At 62.3% G+C, this 23,214-nt stretch carries 23 protein-coding genes; 6 read left to right on the top strand and 17 right to left on the bottom strand.

The genetic code is table 11. The features are described 5' to 3' along the window. Positions 1-289: 289 nt before the first annotated feature. The 9 genes from CWO89_RS03810 to CWO89_RS03770 form a co-directional block, all read right to left on the bottom strand. Entirely contained in the window at positions 290-1,300 is a 1,011-nt protein-coding gene (locus tag CWO89_RS03810) for a FecR family protein (RefSeq protein WP_130577334.1), read from the bottom strand. A gap of 100 nt (positions 1,301-1,400) precedes the next feature. Next, positions 1,401-1,913 (bottom strand): RNA polymerase sigma factor, encoded by a 513-nt coding sequence (locus tag CWO89_RS03805; protein ID WP_130577333.1) that lies wholly within the window; start codon positions 1,911-1,913, stop codon positions 1,401-1,403. Further along, complete coding sequence (locus CWO89_RS49390; RefSeq protein WP_502702886.1) at positions 1,910-2,545, bottom strand: STN domain-containing protein; 636 nt, start codon at positions 2,543-2,545, stop codon at positions 1,910-1,912. Before CWO89_RS49390 ends, CWO89_RS03805 begins: the two co-directional genes overlap by 4 nt. Positions 2,546-2,813: 268 nt before the next feature. Further along, a complete protein-coding gene (locus CWO89_RS03795; protein WP_130577331.1) occupies positions 2,814-4,382 on the bottom strand; it encodes a flagellar biosynthesis protein FlgL in 1,569 nt (522 codons plus the stop codon). Positions 4,383-4,389: 7 nt separating this feature from the next. Continuing rightward, entirely contained in the window at positions 4,390-6,282 is a 1,893-nt protein-coding gene (gene flgK / locus CWO89_RS03790) for a flagellar hook-associated protein FlgK (RefSeq protein WP_130577330.1), read from the bottom strand. A gap of 41 nt (positions 6,283-6,323) precedes the next feature. After that, complete coding sequence (locus CWO89_RS03785) at positions 6,324-8,183, bottom strand: flagellar hook-basal body complex protein (RefSeq protein ID WP_130577329.1); 1,860 nt, start codon at positions 8,181-8,183, stop codon at positions 6,324-6,326. Positions 8,184-8,518: 335 nt separating this feature from the next. Further along, entirely contained in the window at positions 8,519-8,833 is a 315-nt protein-coding gene (locus CWO89_RS03780) for a metal-sulfur cluster assembly factor (protein WP_130577328.1), read from the bottom strand. Then, positions 8,830-9,336, bottom strand: a complete 507-nt coding sequence (locus CWO89_RS03775) for a DUF2249 domain-containing protein (RefSeq protein ID WP_130577327.1) — start codon at positions 9,334-9,336, stop codon at positions 8,830-8,832. The genes CWO89_RS03780 and CWO89_RS03775 overlap by 4 nt, the downstream gene beginning before the upstream one ends. A gap of 123 nt (positions 9,337-9,459) precedes the next feature. Next, positions 9,460-10,767 carry a hypothetical protein gene (locus tag CWO89_RS03770; RefSeq protein WP_245475690.1) on the bottom strand — a complete coding sequence of 436 codons (1,308 nt, stop codon included), beginning with the start codon at positions 10,765-10,767 and terminating at the stop codon, positions 9,460-9,462. A 381-nt stretch (positions 10,768-11,148) separates the two neighbouring features. Between CWO89_RS03770 and CWO89_RS48785 the strand changes: the two genes are divergently transcribed. Continuing rightward, positions 11,149-11,280: a hypothetical protein gene (locus tag CWO89_RS48785; RefSeq protein WP_282526816.1), complete on the top strand. Its 132-nt coding sequence runs from the start codon at positions 11,149-11,151 to the stop codon at positions 11,278-11,280. A 342-nt stretch (positions 11,281-11,622) separates the two neighbouring features. Here CWO89_RS48785 and CWO89_RS03765 read toward each other — a convergent pair whose 3' ends face one another. Then, positions 11,623-12,078, bottom strand: a complete 456-nt coding sequence (locus tag CWO89_RS03765) for a pseudoazurin (RefSeq protein WP_130577325.1) — start codon at positions 12,076-12,078, stop codon at positions 11,623-11,625. 188 nt (positions 12,079-12,266) lie between these two features. Here CWO89_RS03765 and CWO89_RS03760 point away from each other — a divergent pair, with 188 nt between their 5' ends. After that, the gene (locus CWO89_RS03760) at positions 12,267-12,989 is read left to right on the top strand and encodes a Crp/Fnr family transcriptional regulator (protein WP_130577324.1); all 723 of its coding nucleotides are present in this window, start codon (positions 12,267-12,269) and stop codon (positions 12,987-12,989) included. Between the two features lie 34 nt (positions 12,990-13,023). Here the strand turns inward: CWO89_RS03760 and CWO89_RS03755 are convergent, their stop codons facing one another. Continuing rightward, positions 13,024-13,203: a DUF1858 domain-containing protein gene (locus tag CWO89_RS03755; protein WP_349645054.1), complete on the bottom strand. Its 180-nt coding sequence runs from the start codon at positions 13,201-13,203 to the stop codon at positions 13,024-13,026. 205 nt (positions 13,204-13,408) lie between these two features. On the opposite strand from CWO89_RS03755, the gene nirK reads away from it, so the two are divergent. The 3 genes from nirK to hemN all read left to right on the top strand — a co-directional run bounded on the left by nirK (position 13,409) and on the right by hemN (position 16,902). Beyond that, on the top strand, positions 13,409-14,530 hold the full coding sequence (nirK, locus tag CWO89_RS03750; protein ID WP_130577323.1) for a copper-containing nitrite reductase: 1,122 nt from the start codon (positions 13,409-13,411) through the stop codon (positions 14,528-14,530). Between the two features lie 65 nt (positions 14,531-14,595). Beyond that, positions 14,596-15,459 carry an SUMF1/EgtB/PvdO family nonheme iron enzyme gene (locus CWO89_RS03745; protein ID WP_130577322.1) on the top strand — a complete coding sequence of 288 codons (864 nt, stop codon included), beginning with the start codon at positions 14,596-14,598 and terminating at the stop codon, positions 15,457-15,459. A gap of 90 nt (positions 15,460-15,549) precedes the next feature. Next, positions 15,550-16,902, top strand: a complete 1,353-nt coding sequence (hemN, locus tag CWO89_RS03740; protein ID WP_130577321.1) for an oxygen-independent coproporphyrinogen III oxidase — start codon at positions 15,550-15,552, stop codon at positions 16,900-16,902. 322 nt (positions 16,903-17,224) lie between these two features. Here hemN and CWO89_RS03735 read toward each other — a convergent pair whose 3' ends face one another. The 6 genes from CWO89_RS03735 to CWO89_RS03710 form a co-directional block, all read right to left on the bottom strand. Next, positions 17,225-19,138 carry a nitric oxide reductase activation protein NorD gene (locus CWO89_RS03735; protein WP_130577320.1) on the bottom strand — a complete coding sequence of 638 codons (1,914 nt, stop codon included), beginning with the start codon at positions 19,136-19,138 and terminating at the stop codon, positions 17,225-17,227. A 10-nt stretch (positions 19,139-19,148) separates the two neighbouring features. Then, the gene (locus CWO89_RS03730) at positions 19,149-19,961 is read right to left on the bottom strand and encodes a CbbQ/NirQ/NorQ/GpvN family protein (protein ID WP_130577319.1); all 813 of its coding nucleotides are present in this window, start codon (positions 19,959-19,961) and stop codon (positions 19,149-19,151) included. 61 nt (positions 19,962-20,022) lie between these two features. Further along, positions 20,023-21,369 (bottom strand): cbb3-type cytochrome c oxidase subunit I, encoded by a 1,347-nt coding sequence (locus tag CWO89_RS03725; RefSeq protein ID WP_130577318.1) that lies wholly within the window; start codon positions 21,367-21,369, stop codon positions 20,023-20,025. Between the two features lie 40 nt (positions 21,370-21,409). Next, the gene (locus CWO89_RS03720) at positions 21,410-21,862 is read right to left on the bottom strand and encodes a c-type cytochrome (protein ID WP_130577317.1); all 453 of its coding nucleotides are present in this window, start codon (positions 21,860-21,862) and stop codon (positions 21,410-21,412) included. A 105-nt stretch (positions 21,863-21,967) separates the two neighbouring features. Next, positions 21,968-22,231, bottom strand: a complete 264-nt coding sequence (locus CWO89_RS03715; protein ID WP_130577316.1) for a hypothetical protein — start codon at positions 22,229-22,231, stop codon at positions 21,968-21,970. Between the two features lie 4 nt (positions 22,232-22,235). Further along, complete coding sequence (locus tag CWO89_RS03710; RefSeq protein ID WP_130577315.1) at positions 22,236-22,805, bottom strand: cytochrome c oxidase subunit 3; 570 nt, start codon at positions 22,803-22,805, stop codon at positions 22,236-22,238. A gap of 242 nt (positions 22,806-23,047) precedes the next feature. Between CWO89_RS03710 and CWO89_RS45675 the strand changes: the two genes are divergently transcribed. Next, the gene (locus CWO89_RS45675) at positions 23,048-23,203 is read left to right on the top strand and encodes a hypothetical protein (protein WP_165420981.1); all 156 of its coding nucleotides are present in this window, start codon (positions 23,048-23,050) and stop codon (positions 23,201-23,203) included. Positions 23,204-23,214: the final 11 nt, after the last annotated feature.

Here is a 23,214-nt window from a genome sequence, read left to right as displayed (position 1 = left end):
CGAACCACCCAGCGGACGCGCTGCCGCTTGCGGGCTGGACAGGAAGAGCGCCGCAATACTCACTCCGGCGAGAAGGGCGGCGTAACGAGCCCTGCAACGCGTTGCATTGATGGAGGAAACTGCTCTTGGGGCGGACATCGGGCGATTCCTTCAGCCGACAATGGACGACCGACGCAGCAGCGCGATGACGCTGCCGCCTCGGCAAAATTGGCTCTCATTGAGGGAGACTGAGTGACCCCGCAGGTTGAGCAACGTCGGGGGAAGAAATTCTTAAAAAAATGCGGAGTGGTCAGCTCAGCAGGACGATTCCGCCTGGAAGGCGTTGAAGCTTCGCCTGAAAAGTGTGCTCGAGCTGCAGCAACACCCGCTCCATCTGGTCGATCCGGAAGCGGCCGCTAAGCAGTCTTCGCCCTAGCGCAGGGTTCACGAGGATGATGCGGCCCGGCCGATATCGGTTCATTTCCTCGACCGCATCCGCAAGCGGTGTGCTGCGGAACTCGACAACGCCCCGCCGCCATTCCGATTCGACCGCCAGATCGACCGTACCGATCTCGCTCAAGCCGACGCCGTCATACCGGACCCGTTGTCCCGGACGAAGCTCAGCGACATCATCCCGAAATTCGATCCGCAATTGGCCCTCGAAACAAGTCACGTTGACTGCGGCATGATCGCTGGTCGCAATGTAGCGGACATCAAACCGGCCGGAATCACTCACCGTCTTGCCATTTGCGGCAAACACGGCCAGCGACCGCGCCAGACGACCCTGCGTCGCAAACGATGCTTCCCCGGCGAGCAACTCGATGCAATCCTCCTGCGCGGTCGCCGGACGGATCGCAAGACTTGTCTGTGTATTCAGGTCGATCGCGACGGCCTCAACGAAGCGGATCGTCTGTTGTTGGCCGGTGCCGGTGCGAAAATCGGCCCGCAGTTCCGAAAGCGATGGCCACAGACCAAGCGGCGGATTCATCCCGCCGTAGACGGCCGCTATCCCAATCACGGCCGCGCCGCCACCCAACATCATACGACGGTTCAGCGCCGCTTTGCGCTGCCCGAACTCCTTCAGGGGACCCACAAAGTCCATGTCGCGGCCGTGCTGCGCACGGCCAACCACGCCCATCCTGTTCCAGACGCGCTCCGCGTCCTCATAGGCTTTGGCATGAAGCGGGCTCTGCACACGCCAAGCCAGCGCCGCCTGCAATTCCTCCGGCGTCGCTTCTCCAGACGCGACCTTTTGGACCCAACCGACGGCTTCATGCTCGATGCGGCTAAGATCCGGCCCTTGGCCATGCTCTTTGCTCATCGCACTACCGCGCTTCTCTCCGCGCGACGCCCGAGGATACGGCTCGCAATCTTCATAGCTCTCTATACTAAGACGGTTCTGGGAGGCCGAAACCGCAACGCTATTCCATCAACTCTTTCCAGCGCGACAGACAATGCTTGTGCGCCAGCATCAGCTCTCTGGCAACCAGTCGTCGCGAAATTCTCATCTGGTCGGCAATGACCTGGCGAGGGACATTGCCGACACGCGCCGCCAGAAAAATCGCCCGTCGACGCGGCGGAAGTTCTGCCATGATCGTCTCGAATGCCGCAAGCTCCGACCGGGCGATCAGCTCCTCCTCCGCCGTCGGCTGCCCGTCTGGAATCTCCAAAGCGTCATCCAGCTCGATGTCGCGGCTGTGGCGCTTCTCGCGGCGGCGTCGATCATCGGCCGCATTCAAGGCGGCGCGAAAAAGATAATGCTCGGGACGTTGGACCGCGCCGGCCGGCTCCAGCCGTGCCAGACGCAACCACGTATCATGCATGGCCTCGCCCGCGAGGTCGGCCGAGCCCAGGCGCAGGGTCAGTCGCTTTTTCAGATCGTCATAGCCGTCGATAAACAGCCTGCGCATGATCGCCAACGGGGTCTCGTTCAAGGCGCGGCTCCATGAGCGCGCAGGCGAGCGTCCGCGGTTGCGCAGCCAGGATTCACACCAGGGCCTTGCGGCACGAACAACAGGCGAACCGGCTGTACGAAATCGGCCGGCGGCGGTTCTCTGAATTTCAGTCCGCCCAATGTCTGATCGATCAGTTGATCGGTACTCGCACTTCCCGACGTGCCGACGCGCAAGAGATCTTCAACAGCGCCGCTTTGCGCAATCCAGAACACGGTAACAAGACGGTAGTGATTAGGCCGCGCTTCGTGCAGCCTGCACAAGGTGTCGAGCACATCCTCCTGGATAAGCGCATAATAGCGTCGATGCGCAGCCGGCATCGCTTGCCTCGATTTGTGCTGCGGCCCGGGCGCGAGGACGAAGGTGCCTTCGGCGACGAAGCGGGCAACCAGGCCGGTCCCCGCCAAGAGCCGCTGCAAAGCCTCGGTTGGCGTCAACCGCCCTTGCACGTCGGCCGAGACTCGCCCGTCCGCGAGACCGCCTTCGTAAAGCGCCTCATTTCCCGTGGCATCGCCGTAGCGGCTGAGCGCCGAGGCGAGCGGCTGCGGCCGGATCGAGAAATCGATGACCGTCTCGCTCCCTGACTGCGCTAGAACCGGTCGTCCGGCCGGCATCATGCCGGTCAGCGCAAGTCCAATAGCCCAAGGGGCGACATAGCTGAGCCAGCAACGCTGCAAATTATGGTGTAACCTAACCGCCGTATCGGCCGATTGAAGCATTTTCACTGCCCGATCAGCAGTAGAAGCTTCGGAAAGACACTGGCTGCTGACGATTCAAGTTGGACGCCAGCAGATCCATCCCCACGCCGACGAATGTCACGACACTAAAGACGCGATATTACAGTTTCACGACACGCGTGCCGGCCCTGCCGAAAGCCTGCAGTTAGAGGAATTTGACGAGGCTCATCTGGTAAAGCATCGATGTCGTTTGATAAGACGCCTGCAGCGCCGTCTGCAGTGCCAGGATCTTGGTCGCGACTTCGTCGTCATTGACGCCTTCGATGGAATCCAGCATCGTTTGCGCCATCGCCTTGGTTTGAACTTGCCGATCGGTGGCCGCTTTGATCGAGCCCTGCGCGCCGGCGAAGTCCGCCTGAATATCTTCAATCGTCTGGGTCCCCGGGACGGTTGCCAAACTGTTCGCGACGCGCTGGTTGAGCGCGGTGACCTGGGCATTGGCATAGGGGTCCGTCGCCGATGTGGTCACAGCCGCGAATACTGCCACCGTCTGCAGTTGCGAACGCAATGCGGGTTCGTCGGCTCTGGCGCCATACTGCACCGTGATGGATGTATCGATCTGGGCTACCGCCGATCCGCGCGCCGAACCGTTCGCAGCAGTATTCTGTTCGCCGTTGTACCAAATCACGGTGTTGTCGGGAGTGCCGGCCACAAGCGTCGTGGCCGAGGCAAGCGGCGTCGTGCCGACGCGCAGCGGAGGTTGATCGAAAAAGTTATCACCGGCCTCCATCGCAGACGCTGCCACCATCGGACCGTTCGCCAGATTCTTCATCGAGGTCCCGAGCGCCGTGTTCAGGTTGGCCGCGGTCGCGGTGGGATCGGCCCCAATCAGGAAGCTGTTGGCGGCGAGCGGCGTGGTGTTCGACGCCGTCATGACAATATCTTCTTTGGTGCCGTCCGGCATGGTGAAGGTGAACTTGACCTGGTCGCCGGGCTTCGGATTGGTCGCGCCAAGATCGACCGACATGGACTTCTGCACCGGCGTTGCCGGCGGCGCCGGCGGAACGGTCGCGGGCAGGTCGACGGGCTGGGTGACGGTAGCGCCCGTTATATTTGTGGATACGCCGGTGAGCTTGATCCCGAACGGCTGCGCCTGCTGCGGAGGCGCCGGCGTTGCATCCTCCTCGGTGAGAACAACCGACGTTGCCGACGTGCCGATGGCGTTGCCGACGCGCCCATTCTGATTGACACCGAGATCAGCGATCTTTCGCTCGGCGATGACCTGCTTCAGTCCGGCGACCTGCGCGCCGCGACCGTTCATGATCTCATCGGCCGACGCCACGGGCGCGGTATCGGTAGCACGGCCGGAAAACAGATAGCGATCGCCTGACTTCGCGTTGAGCATGTCGACTGAATCGGTGAAGTCGAGCAATGCGGTCTTCTGGCCGGAGGTATGGCCCGCATCGTCGAGATCCGTGCTTGCGCTGACGGCGGCGCCCTTCACTTCCGACCCGATCTTCACCAGTTGCTGCAGTGAAAGGTTGACGACACCAATGCGCGTGTTCAGATTGGTCGCAGTATCGGAATAGGCTCCTATCCCTGTGATCTGCGCGCGCAGCGCGATCGCAAGGCTGCGGCCACTCCCCTGTCCAGCGTAAGTATTGGAAATCTTGCCGGACGCGAGCTGCTGCGTCAGCGTATCAAGCTGACTGCGCAAATCGAGAATGCCCGAGCCGATATAGGATGTGCGTTGACTAACCCCGGATATTGTCATGGCTGCCTCAGAATACCTGCATCAGGGTCTTGTACATGTCGTTGACCGCCGACATCACGCGCGCGTTTGCCGAATAAGCGTTCTGTAACGACAAGAGATGCGCCATCTCTTCATCCATGTTCACGCCCGAGGACGTCGACATCTTCTGCTGGAGCGTGCTGAGCACGACGTTCTGACCATCGGCAAGCTGCTTCGCCGCGTCGGCATCTGCCCCCTGCTGACTGGTGAACTGTCGCATGAAGCTGAGCAGCGTGCCCTTGAACGGTGCGCTCGCACTACCGACCCCGCTCTGCGCACCAAATGTGTAAGTCGCGTTGCTCAGCTGATTGAGGATGAACGAGGGCCGTGTGGTGTCTCCTGCCGGCGTCGAACTCCCGTACGTCACGAGCTTGGCAGGATCATTGATCAGCGCGCTGTTGACCGTCAGGCGTCCCGCAAGACCCGTTATCTGAGATCCCGACGCGCTGATCGCACCGCTGTAAGGTGAACCGCTGTCAGTGAAGAGATCGATCTGCGGGCTGCCATCGCTCAAGGCGTTCGTGCCCTTGGTGACCGTAACCGAGGCGCTATCGATCCGGGCGAAAGCGGGATTGCTCAGAACGCTCAGCGATGTGCTTGTCCCGCTGAATGTGACGTTGCCACCCAGAGCCGTGTTGAGCTGATCGAGCACCGACGAGAACGATCCGGAGAAATCGATCCCGATCACCTGATCATTCGGGTCCGCCGTCACATCATTCGACAGCGGCAGCACGCGGGGGTCGTCAACCCGCACGAGGGAGATTTGGCGCTGCTGATTGGTCGCCGCATCGGTATAAGTGAGATGAATGACGTTGCCGGATTTCATGCCCGAGACATCGAGCGCAAACCCCGAAGGAGTTCCGGCCGGGACTGGCGAGCCCGTTATCGGCGTGCCCGCTGTTGTCTGATCGGACAACGCGCTCGACAGCGACGCAGCGAACTGGTCGAGCTGGTTCTGTGCAGTGACTAACGTCTTGTCTCGCAGCTCGGTATAAGCCGCGATCTTGCCCGATTTGATCGCACCGGTAGCCGTGAGATCGATCGACGCGCCACTGCCCGGAAACTCAAGTATGACGGAGCCAAGCTGGCTCTGATTGGGATCGCTGCTCCAAGTCGTATTTGCACCAACGGTGGCCTGAGCATTGAACGACAGGGTCGCGGCTTCGTTACCCACGAGCTGGATGCCGGAGCCGGTAAAAACCGTGACCTGGTTGGCGCCATTGGTCGTGACACGGATGTCCATCAGCTCGGACAGCTGATTCACATACTGGTCACGTTGATCGAGCAATGCGGCGGTCGACGCATCGGTGGACGTGCCGCCGGATGGATTAGCCTTCAATTGGCTGTTGATTGACGCTATCTGCTTGAGCAGATTGTTCGCCGTCGTGACCGAGTCCTTGATGCCGGTCTCTGCGGTGCCGCGCAAGGTTTGAATACCTTGCGTCATCGAGTTCAGTTGTTGCGTGAGCGTCGACGCCGCGTTGAGAACGCCTATTCGGGCCGACTGGCTGTCAGCGCTGGTGGTGAGCGCCTGCAGCGCCGTCGTGAGGTTGTTAAATGCGCTCTCCAGCGTTCCGATTGAACCCGGATCTCCATAGAGGCTTTGCAGTTGCTGCAGAACGTTTGAGCGAAGCGAGGCATACGACGCGCCCGACGTTTCCGTGCGCAACTGCGCCTGGATATATTGATCGAGTTCGCGATTGATCCCGGCGACGACGACGTTGCTGCCATGCGCACCGGCATAGGACGTGACCTGGTCGAGCGTCTTGCGAACATAGCCGGGCGTTTCCGCATTGGCGACGTTCGACGAGACCAGCGACATCGCCGCCTGGTTGGCGCGGAGGCCGGACATGGCGATGGCGAGGGCGTCATTCAGACTCATGACAAGTTCCTCTCAAGCGGTTACGCGCGCGCCGGTGTCAATTACCGCATCACGTTCAGGAGATCCTGGACCATCGTGTTCGTTGTCGTGATCACCTTGGTGTTCGCCGAATAGGCCTGCTGCGTCACGATCAATTTTGTGAATTCGTCAGCGATATCAGTGTTCGAAGATTCGAGCGACGAGCCCGAAATACTCCCGCCTTTTCCATAGAGCGCGTCTCCGGATTCGTTGGTCACTTCAAAAGCGCCGCCGTCGACACGCTTCAGGAAGTTGGCGCCGTTGAAGGTGGCAATAGAGACCTCCGCGAGATCGATGGTGCGGCCGTTCGAGTAGGTGCCGACAACACGTCCCTCGTCGCTGACCGATACGCTTTGCAGTTGACCCGCGGCGTAACCGTCCTGCTGCAGTTGGTTCACTTGCACGTTGCCATTGGTGTCCGCAAACGACGTTAGTCCGCCGGTGCCAAATGCCATTGTGACGTTACCCAGGCTGGTACCATCCACGGTAAGCCCGGCCAGCGTGATCTGACTGACCACCGGCTGCATCTGCCCGTTCGGACCAAACTTGAAGTCCGTTCCGACGTTCTGCCAGGCAACGGTGTTTCCGGTCGCGTTGGAATTGACCTGGTAGAATAGATTCCAGGTATCCGTCCCACCCATGGTGGACGATTCAACCTTGGCCCAGCGGAACTGCAGGCTGACTGGAGCGCCGTTGCCGTCATACACGGTCCTCGCGCCTCCGCTTATCGACTCATCCAGGAAGGCTTGATTGTCGCTGCCAATGACGACGCCGGTACCGGCTGTCCCGCCGCCCGCACGCATCCCGACAACGGTGCCCGAGAAGCCCAGCGCTTGAAATGCTGCGACAGCCGATGCGGAAGAACCTGCGGCAAGGCTGAAGTCGTTTGCCGTACCCGTATTCAAGGTGATCGCGCCGGTGCTCGACACGCTGGACACCGGTGATGGCGAAACATTGCCTGTAAGACCGTCAATGGTGGTTAAAAGGCTTCCAACCGTCGCGGTGGCGAGATCGACAAAGGTCGTTCCGGCGACAGGCGCGGGCGCGGCTCCGGTATAGAACGAGATCGTCTTGGTTGTCGTGACACCGCCCGTGGTGGTCTTCAGCACCAGCGTGTCACCGCTGGCAAAGCCTGCCGTGAGCGAATCCGTGCCCGCCGCGCTCACGAGCGACGTTGCTGCGGAAATGGGCTTCGCTATCGTCTCGAGGTTGTTCCGCGCATTACCGGTCACGGGTGTATTGGCAAACGGCGTCGCGGCCGTTCCAAGGGTTCGTGGATTGGATATGAAATCGGCAGGCCTCAGCAATTCCGAGCCTGGCACTGATGTTTGGTGCTTGGTTGTCAGCGGGTAGCTGGCGAGATTGGCTCGATAGTCGATCTTGGTGGTTGCCTGCGACGGCAGGAAATCGTTCTGGAACCTCAGGACTTCTGGCGTACTTCCGGCGGGATTTCCGGTCGTCGGATCAATCTTCACGCCCTCGAGATAGTAGCCGGCACCGTTAACGAGATATCCGTTTTTATCCAGCGTAAAGTCGCCGCGCCTTGTGTATCGGTTGACGCCGTCGAATATCGGCTGGCTGTCAGATATGCTGCCCGGCTTCTGCACGGCGAAGAAGCCGTCGCCGTTGATCGCCATGTAGGTGGAGACCGAAGCCGACTGAACGGAGCCGGCAAGCGTGTTGGTGCTGCGCGAGTTCGCAACCACGCTGCCTGCAAGCTGCGCGTTCGTGCCGGTGTCGGGAATGAGGTCAAGGAAGCTGGTGTCGATCCGCTTGAAGCCGGTCGTCTGCGAGTTCGCGATGTTACCGGAAATGTTTTCCAGCGCGTACGAGTTTGCCCGCAGTCCTGCAACGGACGTGGTCAGGGCGCCGAAGATACCCATTACATCATCTCCAATTGGATCCGGGCGGCCGCCGGGATGCTTCAGGTGTCATGGCCGCAACCGCTGGGATCGTTGCAAGCCGCCTGCCAATGAAAAAATGCAATAAAATCAGATAATTGAGACTGCGAGATAGCGGCAAGACCGGATCAAAATTGCCGGACCGAGCAACTTTTGCCCACCTGTTCGCGTGCCGCGAATACGACGTCGCCTTGCCGGGGATGTCGTTGTCCCAGAGCATGATCCGGAAAAGTGGAGCCCCGGTTTTCCGAAAAGATCATGCTCAAACAAAGAGATGAGATCGTGATCCGATTTCGTCTAATCGGATCACGATCAGGTCAGTTGACCGCGGCGAAGCCAAGCGCCGCGCGGACGGCTGGATCGATACGTGCTGGAGTCCAGGGCGGATCGAACGTCATCTCGACATCGACCGAGCCGACGCCCGGCACCTCCGCAACACAGCTGGTCACGCCTTCTTGCAGGAAACCGGTCGCGGGGCATCCTGGGGTGGTCGCCGTCATCGTGATGCGGACGGCGTCTCCGATGACCGAGATGTCATAGACGAAGCCGAGATCGACGATGTTGTGACCGAGCTCGGGATCGATCACGACACGCAGCGCGTCCCTGATACGGTCGACGAGTTCGCTTGTCATGACGGAGCCCTCACGGTCAGTTCGTAGGTCGCGCCATCAGGCGTGAACCCGCCGAGCCAGCGGTATCCACGCTTCTCGAGCTGCGGAAACAGAAAGACGGGCTCGCGGCGCAGCAGCGCGGAAAGAGTCTCGCCGGGACCTAGTTTCTCGGCGGCCGCAAGGATCCGGACCATGGGCTCAGGAGGATCGAGGTCGCGATTGTCGAGCGTCACAGCAGGCTCCGGCCAATTGTCGAAGCTCGGCGTGCCGCTCGGAGCGGCCGCGTTCTCCGTCGCCTCCGTCGGCGTGAACAGAACTTCCCATTCGCCGCCGTCGAGCGCGCGCTCGGAATGCATGAACCCTCTGTCTGCCATGACGGCGAATAGCGGGATCGGCTTGAACGTGGCGTAAAGGCGGAGCCCCTGCCCTGCCTCTAGGCGTTCGAGTGCGGCCATGATGACCGAGAACGGTTCGCCGCCTGCACGCAGGATCGGACGGACATCTACGTCGATGTATTCGGTCATGCTTCTTCCCTCCGTTTGGTCTTTAGATCATGATCCGATTAAACGGAATCGGATCATGATCTCATCTCTTTGTTTGAGCATGATCTTTTCGGAAAACCGGTTTCCACTTTTCCGGATCATGCTCTAGTTCCTTGCGAACAGCAGATGGGGCGCGCGGACGCCGCCCGGAAGGCGCAGCGGATTCGCGACATCAGCAAGCTGCCGCGTCCGGATCACTTCGCGAACGATGCCGATGACTCCGGCCGTCATCGCCATCGCGGCCGCTCGGAATCCCCAGGGTTGGCCGACCAGCAGCAGCAGCGTTCCGGTCCAGACGCCCGCGTAGTAGATCACGAACCACTTCGATGCCCTCCGCTCCGCGACGAGGTCCTGAACGCGGGGAGTCGGGGTTCGTCCCATCACGGGACCATAGGTCTCCAGCCAGGTCAGGAACGCTACGATCTTGTAGAGCTTGGCGAGGACCAGGCCCGACAGCCAGCCGAAGACGGCGAGGAAGGCGAACGCGCCCACATGCGCGGCAAAGTCGCCGGTCACGACAAGCGCTGCACCGAGAAGCGCTGTCCCCGCCAGACTCGCGAAAGACAGCATCGCCATCCGCGTATTGAGCTCGAGCTGGCGGCGCTTGCGCGCGCGGAAGATTGCGAACACGTCGCGCCCGTATAGAGCGGCAGTTGCGAGGCCGAGGACGGCGGCAATCGATAGCACCACGTCCAATCCGGCAAAGAGCTCGACCGCGAGGACACCGCCGACCACTGTAACGGCGATCGCGAGCGCGCCCGCCATCAACGTCGTGCCGCTTTTCCGGTCGTCGACGTCAGGCGAGAGCATGAACATGGACAATAGCCGGTAGCTGACGCCCATCGCCGTCAACGTCAGCCAGCCGCCAAGACCGGCGATCGCGTGCAGTGGCACGCCGCCGGCCAGAAGCGATTGCCCGGTCGATCCCGCCCACCCCACGAGTGCGAACGCGAACACCGCGCCGAAGGCGACGGTGACACAGAGCGAGGCCAACCCGACGAGGACGAAGCGGGCCGGCCCTACCGGCCGCAACCATACGGTCAGCCCGAGATCGACGACGATCAGCCCGAATCCAGCGATCAGCAGGACCGCGCCGAGCGGAAGCAGCCAGAGCCAGGCCGGCAGCCGACCTCCCAATGCCAGGAAGCCCGCGAGCAGCGAGGCGAGACCGGCGGTCAGAAGACCCAGAGCAGGCAAAGCCGACTTCTCCGAGAACAGCGGCTTCGCCACGAGCACAGGCACGAACTGGAACAGCGCGCCGCACATTGCGAGGCTGAGCCATCCGATGCAGACCACGTGCGCGAGGACGAGCGTATCCGGTGCTGCAACATCGGCCGCGGGAAAGCCGACGCCCGCCACCATCAGCGCCAGCGCGACGAACAGCCAGGCGATCGCCATCGCGAAGTAGCTCATCGTCCATCGTGATATGCTGGCGCCGATCATCGTGATCTCAGAACTCTCTCTGCATCGCCGCCATTGGCGTCTTTGGGCGTCATTCTCGTTCAATAACCGTAATCGTAGGTCGTCACGATCGAGGGCTCTTTGTCGGAGCACAAATTGCCGTGTCCTTCACATAGAGCGTTTTCGAGCGAAGTGGACACCGGTTCGCGTGAAGAAAACGCGTCAAAACAAGAATCTAGAGCTTCGGTTCTGATTCAATCAGAACCGAAGCTCTAGCTGTTTGATCCCCGACAAAGATCGAACCGCCCCAAATCTGCAATATCGGGTTCATCATGAACGGAGGACGCGATGCGGATTTTCGAAAGATTGCGACGACGAAGCCGAAGAGATCGCGTGATCGAACGCAAACTTTTCGAGGCTATCACCGACGATATTCTCCGGAGGCTCGAGGAGGGAACGTCGATCCTGATTTTCCCCGAGAGCAAGGCTGCCTGCTGCCCGGTCGAAGAGAAGGTGCGTCAATAGGTCTGGCTTTGCGCTATATCAATGCGCCTGTCGCTTTCGGCAATAGAATAGCTGTCAATGTGTGGCGCTGCCCCGGACGGCGGCTGGCTCCCGCCATTCGACTTACTAAAGCCTGATGCGATTTGATTAAATCCGCAGCGACTGCTTTACCTCTCCCGCTTGCGGGGGAGGTCGGCGCGCCAGCGTCGGTGGGGCTCTCTCCGCTTGCAAGGACAGCGTGAATCGCGGAGACACCCCCACCCCAGCCCTCCCCCGCAAGCAGGAGAGGGAGCGCAGTTGCCATCGGGGATGCCAAGCGATCTGATCGCATCACACTCTGGCGAAGCTGAGGCCGGTAGACCGTCACTTGGACGCGGTCTTGCCGGCTTCGAGTTTGTCGAAGAGCGTCGCGAACACCTGCTTTGCCTTGCCGCTCTGCGGGACCGCCTTGGCCTGGTCGACGTTGCCGGGCGTTCCGACCACGATCATCGCGACCATGCCCATGCCGTAGTGAGGCAGACATTTCACGCCGTAGACGCCCTCTTTGTCGAACTTGACGGCAATATCTTCACCGTTCTTGCCGACGAACGGCGTTGCGCCCTCCGGAAGCATGCCTTTGACGGACTCGGCGTTGTGGCCCTTGTCGGGGGACAGGAACTTCACGGTGTCGCCGGGTGCGATCTTCACGAAGGCCGGCTCGAACACCATCACACCATCGGCTCCCCTGTTCAGGAGCTTGACTTCCACGTCCGCCGCCTGGGCGCTTCCGGCCAGGATTAGAGCCGCCGCGGCGCCAACCAACATCGCAATCTGTCTCATGCTTTCCATTTCCTGAAACTTGCGCCCGAAATCCACCGGGCTCCCGCGTGTCAGATATCCCCGCCTCGCCCGGCCTAGGTTGCGCCAGCTCAACTTCGTCGTAGAATCCTGGACTAAGAACCTGACGAGCCGTTGGGGCTTGCATCGGCCGCGGATAGTCGCCGCGGCATATTGGAATGAGGATATCGATGGCCGCAGTCGACCGCTCGCTGGTCGCGAACCTGCCGATGTTCGCCGGGCTTACGCCCACCGAACAGGACGAACTGCTGCGCGAGGCGCGTTCGATTCGATACCCAAAGGGAGCCGCGGTGTTCGACCAGGGCGCGGAAGCGGATCGCTTCTTCCTTTTGCTTCACGGACATCTTCGGGTCGAGAAGACGACGTCGCAGGGACAGCAGTCCGTGGTCCGCTACGTCTCGGCGGGCGAGCTCTTCGGCGTCGCGCAGGCCATGAACCTGACGAACTATCCGGCAACCGCCGTCGCCGCCGTGGACAGCATCGCGCTCGCCTGGCCTTCCTCTTCCTGGCATCGCCTGATCGTCAAATACCCGAGCCTCGCCAGCACCGCGCTCCAAACCGTGGGGAGCCGTCTTCAGGATACGCAAGCGCGCGTCATGGAGATGTCGAGCGAGCAGGTCGAGCAGCGCGTCGCCCATGCGCTGCTCCGCCTGGCGAAACAGGCCGGAAGGAAGGTCGATGCCGGCGTCGAGATCGACTTCCCGATCAGCCGGCAGGACGTCGCCGAGATGACCGGAACGACGCTGCATACCGTCAGCCGTATTCTCAGCGCGTGGGAGCAGCAGGGCTTGGTCGAGGGCGGCAGACAGCGCATCGTTCTGTGCGACACGCATCGGCTGCATGATCTTGCCGAAGGCGAAGAAGCCGTTCAGGCACACAAGCGCGAGCCCTAGAGCATGATCCGATTCCTTCTAATCGGATCATGATCTAAGCCGCCCTCGCAGTATCCATAAGCTTCGACACGAAGACGTCGGTGTCTACGCCGTGTTCGCCGCATGCTTCTTCGATCGAGTGGAAAGCGCCGATCGGACAGCCGACACATAGCATCCGGAAGTCGAGAAAGACGCCTATCGCGAGCGGCCATCGACGCATCACGTCGTCGACCATCATATCCGCGGTAGGCACTGCGTTCGATTTCATGTCGCTACCTTAACGTGTCGGCCTTCAGTTCTCTTTGATCGTCCGCAAATTCTCGAGCAGATCGCTTCGTCGAATAAATCGACATCTCATTGTTCCAGAGCAAAGTGTCTGGCCACCAGATCCAACATGATGCAGGCATCGAATTAGGACGATTGAAGCGATGGAGAACATCATGCTGACGAGAAGGACCGCCCTGATGGGAGCCGCGATCGCGGCGCTGATGATAAGCGCGCCGGCGCTGGCCGCCGACGACCTCAAGCTGCCGCGTGAACGAGTCGAGCTGGTCGCGCCGCCTTTCGTGCATCCGCACGAACAGGCGACCAAGGCCGGACCGAAGATCGTCGAGTTCAAGCTCACGGTCCAGGAGAAGGAAGTCGTGATCGACGACGCCGGCACCAAGTTTCATGCGATGACCTTCAATGGCTCCATGCCCGGCCCGATGATGGTGGTGCACGAAGGCGACTACATGGAGCTGACGCTCGTCAATCCCGCGACCAATTCCATGCCGCACAACATCGACCTTCACTCGTCGACCGGAGCGTTGGGCGGTGGCGCGCTGACCAAGGTCAATCCGGGCGAACAGGCCGTGCTGCGCTGGAAGGCGACGCGTCCCGGTGTCTTCGTCTATCACTGCGCTCCTGAGGGCATGGTCCCATGGCACGTGGTCTCCGGCATGCATGGCACGGTGATGGTGCTGCCGCGTGATGGGCTGAAGGACCGTGACGGCAAGTCGCTGCGCTACGACAAGATCTTCTACATCGGCGAAAACGACCTCTATGTGCCGAAGGACGCGAACGGCAAGTACAAGACCTACGACACGGTCGGCGAGTCCTATGCGGACACCACGGAGGTCATGCGCAAGCTGATCCCGACGCACGTCGTCTTCAACGGACGGGTCGGTGCGCTGACCGGCAAGAATGCATTGACCGCGAAGGTCGGCGAGACCGTGATGATCGTGCATTCGCAGGCCAACCGCGACACCCGTCCGCACCTGATCGGCGGGCACGGCGACTATGTCTGGGAGACCGGCAAGTTCAACAACCCGCCGGAGAAGGATCTCGAGACCTGGCTGGTGCGTGGCGGTTCGGCGGCAGCCGCGCTGTATACCTTCCGCCAGCCCGGTGTGTACGCCTATCTCAACCACAACTTGATCGAGGCCTTCGAACTCGGCGCCGCGGCGCACATCAAGGTGGAAGGCAAATGGAGCGATGACCTCATGAAGCAGGTCTCTCCTCCCGGCCCGATCCCGGCCGACAAGCTCGGCGCCGCCGACCCGGTGACCCTAAGCCGGTAGGTGGAGCTGAAGGAACGGCCCGCGGTCCCTACCCGCGGGCCGTTTCACCAATCGGAGGCGACATCATGCTCATCCTGATGAAAATGAAAACGGCCATGCTCGCTGGCGCGCTGGCTGCGCCGATCCTGGCCACCGTGTTCTCGCCCGCGCCTCCGCATGATGACAATGGTGCTGTGCGCCTCTCTCCTGTTTCCTTCAGCTATCGGGCTGCTGGCGATTTCTCGCGGAATGACAGACCGGTCGAAGGGCCCCTGCGCAAACTCCGCCTGCCTGCTGATCTTATCGTCATGAAGCGGCAGGTCACGGTCGCCGAGTACGTGCGCTGCGTCGACGACGGAGCCTGTCCAAAGGTGCCGGTCCCCAACGGCTCCCTGGACGTGCCCGTCGTCGGCGTCAGTTGGCACGACGCCTCGGCCTATGCTGCATGGTTGTCGCGCAGGACCGGTGTTATCCACCGTCTGCCGACGGACGAGGAGTGGACATTCGCGGCCGCCGAGAAGGCCCGCGACGAAGCGTTGCCGCTGGTCGACCCCGCGGATCCGGCGCAGGCCTGGATCGCCCGTTATGAAGCCGAATCTGCCCGCTCCAAGCCCGCCGAGAAGGCCGCGCAGCCCGGGGGCGCGTTCGGCACGAACAGCAACGGATTGGACGACCTGGCCGGCAATGTCTGGGAGTGGACGGATAGCTGCTTCGTCCGCGCCTCGCTCGACGACGGAGGCGAGCGGATCACCAACACGAATTGCGGGCTCCGCGTCGTGGAGGGAGTCCACCGCGCCTACATGACCGACTTCATCCGCGATCCCAAGTCCGGCGGATGCGCCGTGGGCATTCCGCCGACCAATCTTGGCTTTAGGCTCGTCGTCGAGCGTTCCAGCTCGGTCGCCGCGGCGATCTCCCGGAATGTGGCGAAGCTGCTGCCGCGAACATGAGCGTTCGACGACAAACGGACGGGTTGAGCTAGAACAAAGTCATTCCCCCACGGGTCCGATAGATGATGCGGAGACGAAGGAGGAAGGCAGATGCGATCCGACTTAGCGCAATCCTACGGGCAGGACCGGCTGCCACGCTACACCAGCTATCCGACGGCCCCGCATTTTTCACCTGAAATCGGCGAGGACGACTATCGGCGGTGGCTCAAATCGATACCCATTCGCCAGCCGGCGTCGCTCTACCTCCACGTCCCGTTCTGCCGAGCGATGTGCTGGTACTGCGGATGTCATACGTCCGTGAGCAAGCGTGACGAACCGATCGCGATCTACGCGGCGGGCCTGCGCACGGAAGCGCTCCTTGTCGCCGAGACGATTGGACAAAGGCTGCCGCTCTCCCATATCCACTTCGGTGGCGGCACGCCGACGATCATGTCGCCGGAGACGTTCGCGGATCTCATCGGCGCCTTGCGCTATTCGTTCTTCGTGCTGCCGGAAGCCGAGATCGCCGTCGAGATCGATCCCCGCACGCTGACCGAGCCGATGGCGGAGGCGCTGGGCTATTGCGGCGTCAACCGTGCGAGCCTTGGCGTCCAGAGCTTCGATCCGGCCGTGCAGCGCGCCATCAATCGGCACCAGAGCTTCGAACAGACCGCCGCGTCCGTCGAGCGGCTGCGCCGGGCTGGCGTCTGCAGGCTCAATTTCGACCTGCTCTATGGCCTTCCCCTGCAGACGGTGGATTCGTGCCTGGACACGGTTGCAAAATGTGTCGAGCTGCGTCCGGATCGCTTCTCGGTGTTCGGCTACGCGCACATTCCGTCGTTCAAGAAGCACCAGCGCAAGATTGCCGAAGAATCCCTGCCTGACAGCATCGAGCGGCATCTTCAGTCCGAGACGATCGCGCAGGCCTTGCTCGATGCAGGCTACGTGCGCATTGGCCTCGATCACTTCGCCCTTCCCACCGACAATCTTGCCGTGGCAAGATGGGAAGGCAGGTTGCGGCGGAATTTCCAGGGCTACACCGACGATTCGGCCGACACGCTCATTGGTCTTGGCGCCAGCGCCATCGGCCGCATGCCTCAAGGATTCGTACAGAACGCCGTGCCGACGCGCGACTATCTTGCGCGCATCGTCGAGGACCGGCTCGCCACGGTCAAGGGCTACGCGTTTACCGAGGAAGATCTCTTCCGCGCCGACATCATCGAGCGGATCATGTGCGATCTTGCCGTCGACCTCCCCAAGGTATCGCGGCTGCACGGCCGCGATCCGAACTCCGCGATCGTCGATCGGCAACGGATCGATAGCCTCATCGCCGATGGCGCTGTGACGATGTTCGACGACCGCCTCTTGGTCAACGACGGCGCCGAATTCCTGGTCCGCAGCGTCGCTTCGGCATTCGACGCGCATCTTCCACGATCCGTAGCCACGCACAGTCGCGCGGTCTGAACTAACGAGAGCATGATCCGATCAGGTTGATCGATTGCAGCTTGGCTACACTTCCTCCGCTTGCGGGCAGTGCTATTGCATATGGAATAGAACTTGGTGGGCGGTTCCATCGCGGCCCATCCTTCGAGACGCCCGACTTTGGCGGGCTCCTCAGGATGAGGTCTGATTTCGCGGCGGAATCTTTGATCCTCATGGTGAGGAGCGCCGCTTGCGGCGCGTCTCGAGACGATGCTGCGCATCGCTCGGAGAACCATGAGGCCCGCCTCGTTCACGGCCATCAAACAGCTATATGCGATAGCCCAGCATCTGCCCGAGAAGCTGGCTATTGCGTGAGTTGCCGGTAGAGCGCCGGCAAGGCGGCCGGCAGGCGTCGGATGTTGCCGACGATCGCATAGCCGCTTCGCCCGAACAGCGTTGGAAAATAACTCTGGGCGGTTGCATCGATCGTGACGCCGAAGACTGCGGCGCCGAGCCGGCGCGCCTCCTGGACGGCCTTGCGGGTGTCTTCGATGGCGAGGCGCCCCTCATAGTGGTCGACGTCGTTCGGCTTGCCGTCGGTGAGAACGATCAGCAATTTCTTCCGCTGCGGCTGCGCTGCGAGTTCGGACGCGGCGTGGCGCACAGCCGCGCCGATGCGGGTATAGTATCCGGGTTTGAGCGCCCCGATCCGCCGCTCGACCTGCGCACTCATCGGCTCTCCGAACGCCTTGACGGTTTCGAGCCGCACCCATGAACGCCGGCGCGAGGTGAAGGTCAGGATGCTGTGGTGATCGCCGCAGGCCGACAGTCCGTGAGCGAGGACAAGCAACGCCTCCTTCTCCACGTCCAGCACGCGGTACCCGTCGACCCAGGCGTCGGTCGAGAGCGACACGTCGACGAGCAGCGTCACCGCCAGATCGTGGCCTTGCGGCCGCATCGCGAGGTGAACGCGATCGAGCGTGCCGCTGCCGGCACGGAGATCGCAACGGGCACGGACCAGCGCGTCGATGTCGAGGTCGTGCCCGTCGGGCTGTGCCCTCGCGAGCTCGTGGCGGGGCCGCAGCGCCTCGAACTGGCGCCGCACCTGGCGGATGCGACGGTGCGTGGCCTGGTCCGCCGCCCAGCTTTCGCCGGTCTCGCTCGCATGCGCCGTCAACACACGGCAGTGGTCCTGCATGTAGCTGCGACTGCGGTAATCCCATTCCGGATACAGCCGTTCGCCGTCGAGCCGCGAGGGATCGACCGCTTCCGGCGGCAGATCGAGATCGAACTTCAGCTTCGTCGCAGGCTTTCCGCTGCGCCGCCCGATTGACAGCTCTTCCAGATCGTCGGCCGCCTTGCGCGCATTTTCGTCCTCGGTGTCGTCGGAGGGACGGTCGACGTTCACCATCTCCGCCATGGCCAGGATCTTCTCGAACCGGTTGAGGATGAACGGATCTCTCTTGTCGGCTCCGTTCTCCCGCTCGCGGGTCGCAAAGCGCTTTCGCGAGTCCGGCGCGTCCGCCTGGGCGTCGTGCGAGGCGTCGTCCTGATCTTGAGATACCTGCCCGACGTCGCGGGTCCAGCAATCGCCCCACAATGGACATGGCAGCACCGGACGATATCCGGGCGGCGCCCGTTCTCGCAGCGCCTTGTCGCCGGTCAGCGAAAGCCAAAGCTTTCCTTGCGGCGGCGCCGCGGCGCCAAGCAGCGCGAGCACGATCTGTTCGACCTCGCGCTCCACGCGAGGCAATGGCCGCTGCGGCCGGCCAGATGCGACTGCCGCGGCCAGTCGCGTGTAGGAGCCGGCTAGTCCCGGAAATCGAGCGGCGACCATGGCGGCCGTGGCGCGGGCGCGACGCAAGATGAGGAGATCGCGCCGGAGCGGATCGGTCTCATCTATCGCCTCCAGCGGCACGATCGCAAACCACGCAGCGAGCCAACGATAGAGAGCCGCGTTCAGGCCGCGATCCGGAAACAAAGCGATGCGCTCGGGCAGGAAGACGGTCGCCGCGTCGCGCCCGGGATGGGCAAGGGATTCATCACCGAGGCCAATCCTCTGCCTCCAGGCGAGCCGGTGTCCGGATTTGCGCGCGCCCGCGCCGGCGAGCGCAACGCCCGCCTCGCCGCCGAGCGCGCGGAACATGACGGCGATCTGTCCCTGCATCTCCGAGAGTGCGACGGCGTGTTCGGCATGAACCGGATAGGACGCAGTCGCGCCGACCAGGCGATGCCACGCACGGCCGACGGTCTCCTCCAGCTCGAGAAAATCCAGCATCGGCGCTCACCTATCCAATCACGGCCCGTGTGACCTCCACCAGCGCGGCCTTGACGTCGCTATCGTCAGTCAGCGGCTCGATCATGCCGGCGAGGACGGCCTCGGTGACGGAAACACCGGCCGCGACGAGGGTGGCGCAGTAGACGATGAGGCGCGTCGAGACGCCCTCCTCCAGGTCATGTCCCTTCAGCGCGCGTAGGCGTTGGGCAAGCTGAACCAGCGGGCGCACGCGATCCGGTGGAAGCCCGCTTTCCGCCGACACGACGGCGATCTCCTGCTCCGGCGGCAGAAAGTCGAACTCGATGGCAACGAAGCGTTGCCGCGTCGAAGGCTTCAATGCCTTCAACAGGCTCTGGTAGCCGGGATTGTAGGACACGACCAGCATGAAGCCCGGCGGCGCGACGAGCTCCTCGCCGGTCCGTTCGAGCGGCAGGAGCCGGCGGTCGTGGGTCAATGGATGCAGCACCACCGTCACGTCCTTGCGGGCTTCCACCACCTCGTCGAGATAGCAGATGCCGCCTTCGCGTACCGCCCGCGTCAGGGGACCGTCCGTCCAGACCGTGTCGCCGCCCTTGAGCAAATAGCGGCCGGTGAGATCGGCCGCGGTGAGGTCGTCGTGGCAGGCGACGGTATGCAAGGGGATGCCGAGGCGTGCGGCCATGTGAGCCACGAAGCGGGTCTTGCCGCAGCCCGTTGGGCCTTTCAGCAGCACCGGCAGGCGGTGACGCCACGCGTGCTCGAACAGCGCGCACTCGTTTCCACTCGGCACATAAGCCGGAATCTCCGAAACGGAGCCTGCTACAGCCTGAAGGACGGATTTCATGATGGTTCTCCGGGACATCCAGGGGAATGGCGGCCGCGAGGTGCGCGGCCGCCGCGTTGCTCTACTCGGCCGGCTGCAGGGCTCCGCCGGCCAGGGAGTGCTTCTCACGTCCGGGCACCAGCACCGCCCAGACGAACATCAGCGCGGAGATCGCGACGAACACACCGGAGCCGAGACGGACCCAGTAGAACATTGCGAGCTGGTCCTGCACTTCCATGTAGCTCTGGCCGAGCACGCGCTGCAGATGGACCTGGATGATGCCGGCGAAGGTGAGCGCGAAGGTCATCGTCAGCATCGCCGTGCACATGATCCAGAAGCTTGCCATGCTGAGCCACTGGTTGTATGGCGCGCGTCCGCGTATCTCCGGGATCGCGTAAGCCATCACCGCGAGGTTCAGCATCACATAGGCACCGAAGAACGCGAGGTGCCCGTGCGCAGCGGTCACTTGGGTGCCGTGCGTGTAATAGTTGACCGAGGACAGGGTGTGCAGGAAGCCCCACACGCCGGCGCCGAGGAACGCCATCACGGAGCAACCGACTGACCACAACAGCGCCGCACGGTTCGGATGCTTGCGTCCGGCCTTCCAGGTCATCTGCACGGTGAAGATCACCATGGTGAAGAAGGGCGCGACCTCCAGCGTCGAGAACAGCGAGCCGATCCACTGCCAGTATCCCGGCGCGCCGATCCAGTAGAAGTGGTGGCCGGTGCCGAGGATGCCCGAGAACAGCGCCAGACCGATGATGACGTAGAGCCACTTCTCGACCACCTCGCGGTCGATGCCGTTGAGCTTGATCATCAGGAAGGCGAGCACGGAGGCCATGATCAGCTCCCAGACGCCCTCGACCCACAGATGCACGATGTACCACCAGTACATCTTGTCGACTGCAAGGTTCGCCGGATTGTAGAACGCGAACAGGAAGAAGATCGCGACTCCCCACAGGCCGAACAGCAGGATGTTCGTCACCGTGGTCTTGCGCCCCTTCAGCGCCGTCATCGTCACGTTGAACAGGAACATCAGGCAGACGACGACGATGCCGACCTTGATGATGAAGGGCTGCTCGAGGAATTCACGCCCCTCATGGTAGTGGAAGAGATAGCCGACGACCGCGGCGCCCGCGGCGCCGAAGAACATCCAGAACTGGATCTTCGCGAGCAGCGGACTGAAGAGCTCGGTCTCGGTCTCCTCCGGCAACAGGTAGTAGGTCGCGCCCATGAAGCCGATCAGCGACCACACGATCAGGGCGTTGGTGTGTATCATCCTGACGATGTTGAAGGGCAGGATGACCGAAAGCGTGTTCGGCAGGACGTAGATCGTGCCGGCGAGCAGGCCGAAGACGACCTGCGCGAGGAAAAGCGTCAGCGCGCCGTAGAAATACAGCATCGCGACTTTCTGGGTCTGGTATTTCATCGAAAAGCTCACTTGTTGAAGGGCTGTCGGGACGCGGTGCTCATCCGGCCTTGTTGGGCGGCCAGTCATGGCGCTTGATGGTGCCGGTCCATTGCAGGAAGTCGGCGAGATCGTTGAGTTCCTGGTCGGTCAGGTTGAATTGCGGCATCTGCCGCCGGCCCGGCGCGCCGGACGGCTGCGCCTGCATCCACGACTTCAGGATGTCCCTTGCAGCGGCCGGGTCTTCCTTGCCGCCCCAGCGATCCCAGACATTGCCGACTTCCGGCGCGAAATAGGCGCCCTCGCCCAGCAGCGTGTGGCAGTTGATGCAGGAGTTCTTTTCCCAGACATGTTTGCCGCGCGCGACCGAATCCGTCAGCGTCGAGGCGTTCGTCGAGGTGTTCACCATGTAGTAGTGGCTGTGGGCCGTCAGGCCGAGGAAGATCGCAAAGAAGAAGGCGGATCCCCCGTAGAAGACGTTCCGGGCAGCCGTTTTCGTGAGGCGTTCAGCCATCACCTATCCTTTCCCGTTCTTGTTGATAGTGCGAGCGCCGCGCCAATCTACGTGGCAGCCCCATCGGTTCTTTGTGCTGGAGCAACCAGCGTCGCATTCGCCGCCTCAGATCAGCAGTCTGGCGACGGAGGCAGCCAAGGCGAACGATGCCACGCCGAGCACCCAGGCGCTGACCAGTCCGCGCCAGATCGCCGGCACCGCGCGAAGTCCGAGGAAGTCGAGCAGGATCCATCGCCCTTTCAGGGCCGCGAGGGCGAGCACGACGACGTTGCCCAACCAGGCAACCGGCACGCTTCGGGAAGCGATGAGCGTCGCGATCGCGAGGCCGATCAGGAGAATCAGGGTCGTTTCGAGCGGATGACGGGCCATCATTTCAGCGCACCAGATAGATGATCGGAAACATCAGGATCCAGACCAGGTCGACCATGTGCCAGAACGACGTTCCGGTCTCGACCGCGTCGGGTTCCGCACCGCGCTGGACCACTGCCAGGATCACCATGCCGAGCACGATGTGCAGCAGGTGGAAGCCGGTCAGCAGGAAGTACAGCGTGAAGAACGTGCTGGTCTCCAGTCCCACACCGGTCGCGATCTCGCTATCGTATTCGAGAAGCTTGATCGCAACGAACGCGCCTCCAAGCGCGATCGCGAGCAGCAGCCAGCGACGGCAGGCCGCCGCTGCACGCGCGCGAGCAGCCGCCGCGCCACGTGCAGCGGCCCACCCACTGGTCACCAACACCAAGGTGTTGAGGGCCGCAAGGCCGGGATCCAGGACGGCCTGGCCGGAGGCAAAGATAACGGGGTTGACGGCGCGGGCGACCGCGAACGCGCCCAGCAGCAGACCAAAGACGGCGAATTCGCTGAAGATCAGGACCCAGATCATGGGGTCGCCGGGGAGTTCAGCCAGCAGGCCGCTTTCCTGCACTTCGCAATCTTGAGCCGACATGGATCCTCCGGGCGGGGTCGTCGCTGGGATCGCTATCGGGGATGACAGCGGCGATCTTTGTTGCGGGACAAAGACGGGTGCAGCCCGCCGCGTAGGGTCCGGGTCAGCACGGTCGCGCGAAGGCGGCCGGCGTCAGAGCATGATCCGGAAAAGTGGAAACCGGTTTTCCCTCGCGACAAACGCGAAGCGTTTGCGTGGAGATCATGCTCAAACAAAGAGATCTACGAATCGGAGTTGGAACCATGAGCGACGCGCAGGTCGGCCTCCTCACCGCGACGCCTCTGATCATGATCTTCGCCGGCGCGATGCGAGCGATGGGTGTCCTGTCGACCACCGCGACGATCGCGGCGATTGCGCTGTCGGGCGCTATCGCCGCCGTGCTCTTCTTCACGCAATAGGCCGGTCCCGG

The organism is Bradyrhizobium sp. Leo170, assembly GCF_004296405.1.
GTDB lineage: Bacteria > Pseudomonadota > Alphaproteobacteria > Rhizobiales > Xanthobacteraceae > Bradyrhizobium.
Note: the sequence above shows the minus strand (reverse complement) of the source record. Positions and strands in the feature narration are given on the sequence as shown.

Coding starts and splice junctions, on each gene's coding strand:
- CWO89_RS03775 (WP_130577327.1), bottom strand. CDS start 9,336: ATGACCGAATACATCGACGTAGATGTCCGTCCGATCCTGCGTGCAGGC.
- CWO89_RS03760 (WP_130577324.1), top strand. CDS start 12,267: ATGGCCGCAGTCGACCGCTCGCTGGTCGCGAACCTGCCGATGTTCGCC.
- nirK (WP_130577323.1), top strand. CDS start 13,409: ATGCTGACGAGAAGGACCGCCCTGATGGGAGCCGCGATCGCGGCGCTG.
- CWO89_RS03720 (WP_130577317.1), bottom strand. CDS start 21,862: ATGGCTGAACGCCTCACGAAAACGGCTGCCCGGAACGTCTTCTACGGG.
- CWO89_RS03715 (WP_130577316.1), bottom strand. CDS start 22,231: ATGGCCCGTCATCCGCTCGAAACGACCCTGATTCTCCTGATCGGCCTC.
- CWO89_RS03735 (WP_130577320.1), bottom strand. CDS start 19,138: ATGCTGGATTTTCTCGAGCTGGAGGAGACCGTCGGCCGTGCGTGGCAT.
- CWO89_RS03755 (WP_349645054.1), bottom strand. CDS start 13,203: ATGGTCGACGACGTGATGCGTCGATGGCCGCTCGCGATAGGCGTCTTT.
- CWO89_RS49390 (WP_502702886.1), bottom strand. CDS start 2,545: ATGCCGGCCGGACGACCGGTTCTAGCGCAGTCAGGGAGCGAGACGGTC.
- CWO89_RS03795 (WP_130577331.1), bottom strand. CDS start 4,382: ATGACAATATCCGGGGTTAGTCAACGCACATCCTATATCGGCTCGGGC.
- CWO89_RS45675 (WP_165420981.1), top strand. CDS start 23,048: ATGAGCGACGCGCAGGTCGGCCTCCTCACCGCGACGCCTCTGATCATG.
- CWO89_RS03785 (WP_130577329.1), bottom strand. CDS start 8,183: ATGGGTATCTTCGGCGCCCTGACCACGTCCGTTGCAGGACTGCGGGCA.
- CWO89_RS03765 (WP_130577325.1), bottom strand. CDS start 12,078: ATGAGACAGATTGCGATGTTGGTTGGCGCCGCGGCGGCTCTAATCCTG.
- CWO89_RS03710 (WP_130577315.1), bottom strand. CDS start 22,805: ATGTCGGCTCAAGATTGCGAAGTGCAGGAAAGCGGCCTGCTGGCTGAA.
- CWO89_RS03770 (WP_245475690.1), bottom strand. CDS start 10,767: ATGAGCTACTTCGCGATGGCGATCGCCTGGCTGTTCGTCGCGCTGGCG.
- hemN (WP_130577321.1), top strand. CDS start 15,550: ATGCGATCCGACTTAGCGCAATCCTACGGGCAGGACCGGCTGCCACGC.
- flgK (WP_130577330.1), bottom strand. CDS start 6,282: ATGAGTCTGAATGACGCCCTCGCCATCGCCATGTCCGGCCTCCGCGCC.
- CWO89_RS03810 (WP_130577334.1), bottom strand. CDS start 1,300: ATGAGCAAAGAGCATGGCCAAGGGCCGGATCTTAGCCGCATCGAGCAT.
- CWO89_RS03780 (WP_130577328.1), bottom strand. CDS start 8,833: ATGACAAGCGAACTCGTCGACCGTATCAGGGACGCGCTGCGTGTCGTG.
- CWO89_RS03745 (WP_130577322.1), top strand. CDS start 14,596: ATGCTCATCCTGATGAAAATGAAAACGGCCATGCTCGCTGGCGCGCTG.
- CWO89_RS03730 (WP_130577319.1), bottom strand. CDS start 19,961: ATGAAATCCGTCCTTCAGGCTGTAGCAGGCTCCGTTTCGGAGATTCCG.
- CWO89_RS03725 (WP_130577318.1), bottom strand. CDS start 21,369: ATGAAATACCAGACCCAGAAAGTCGCGATGCTGTATTTCTACGGCGCG.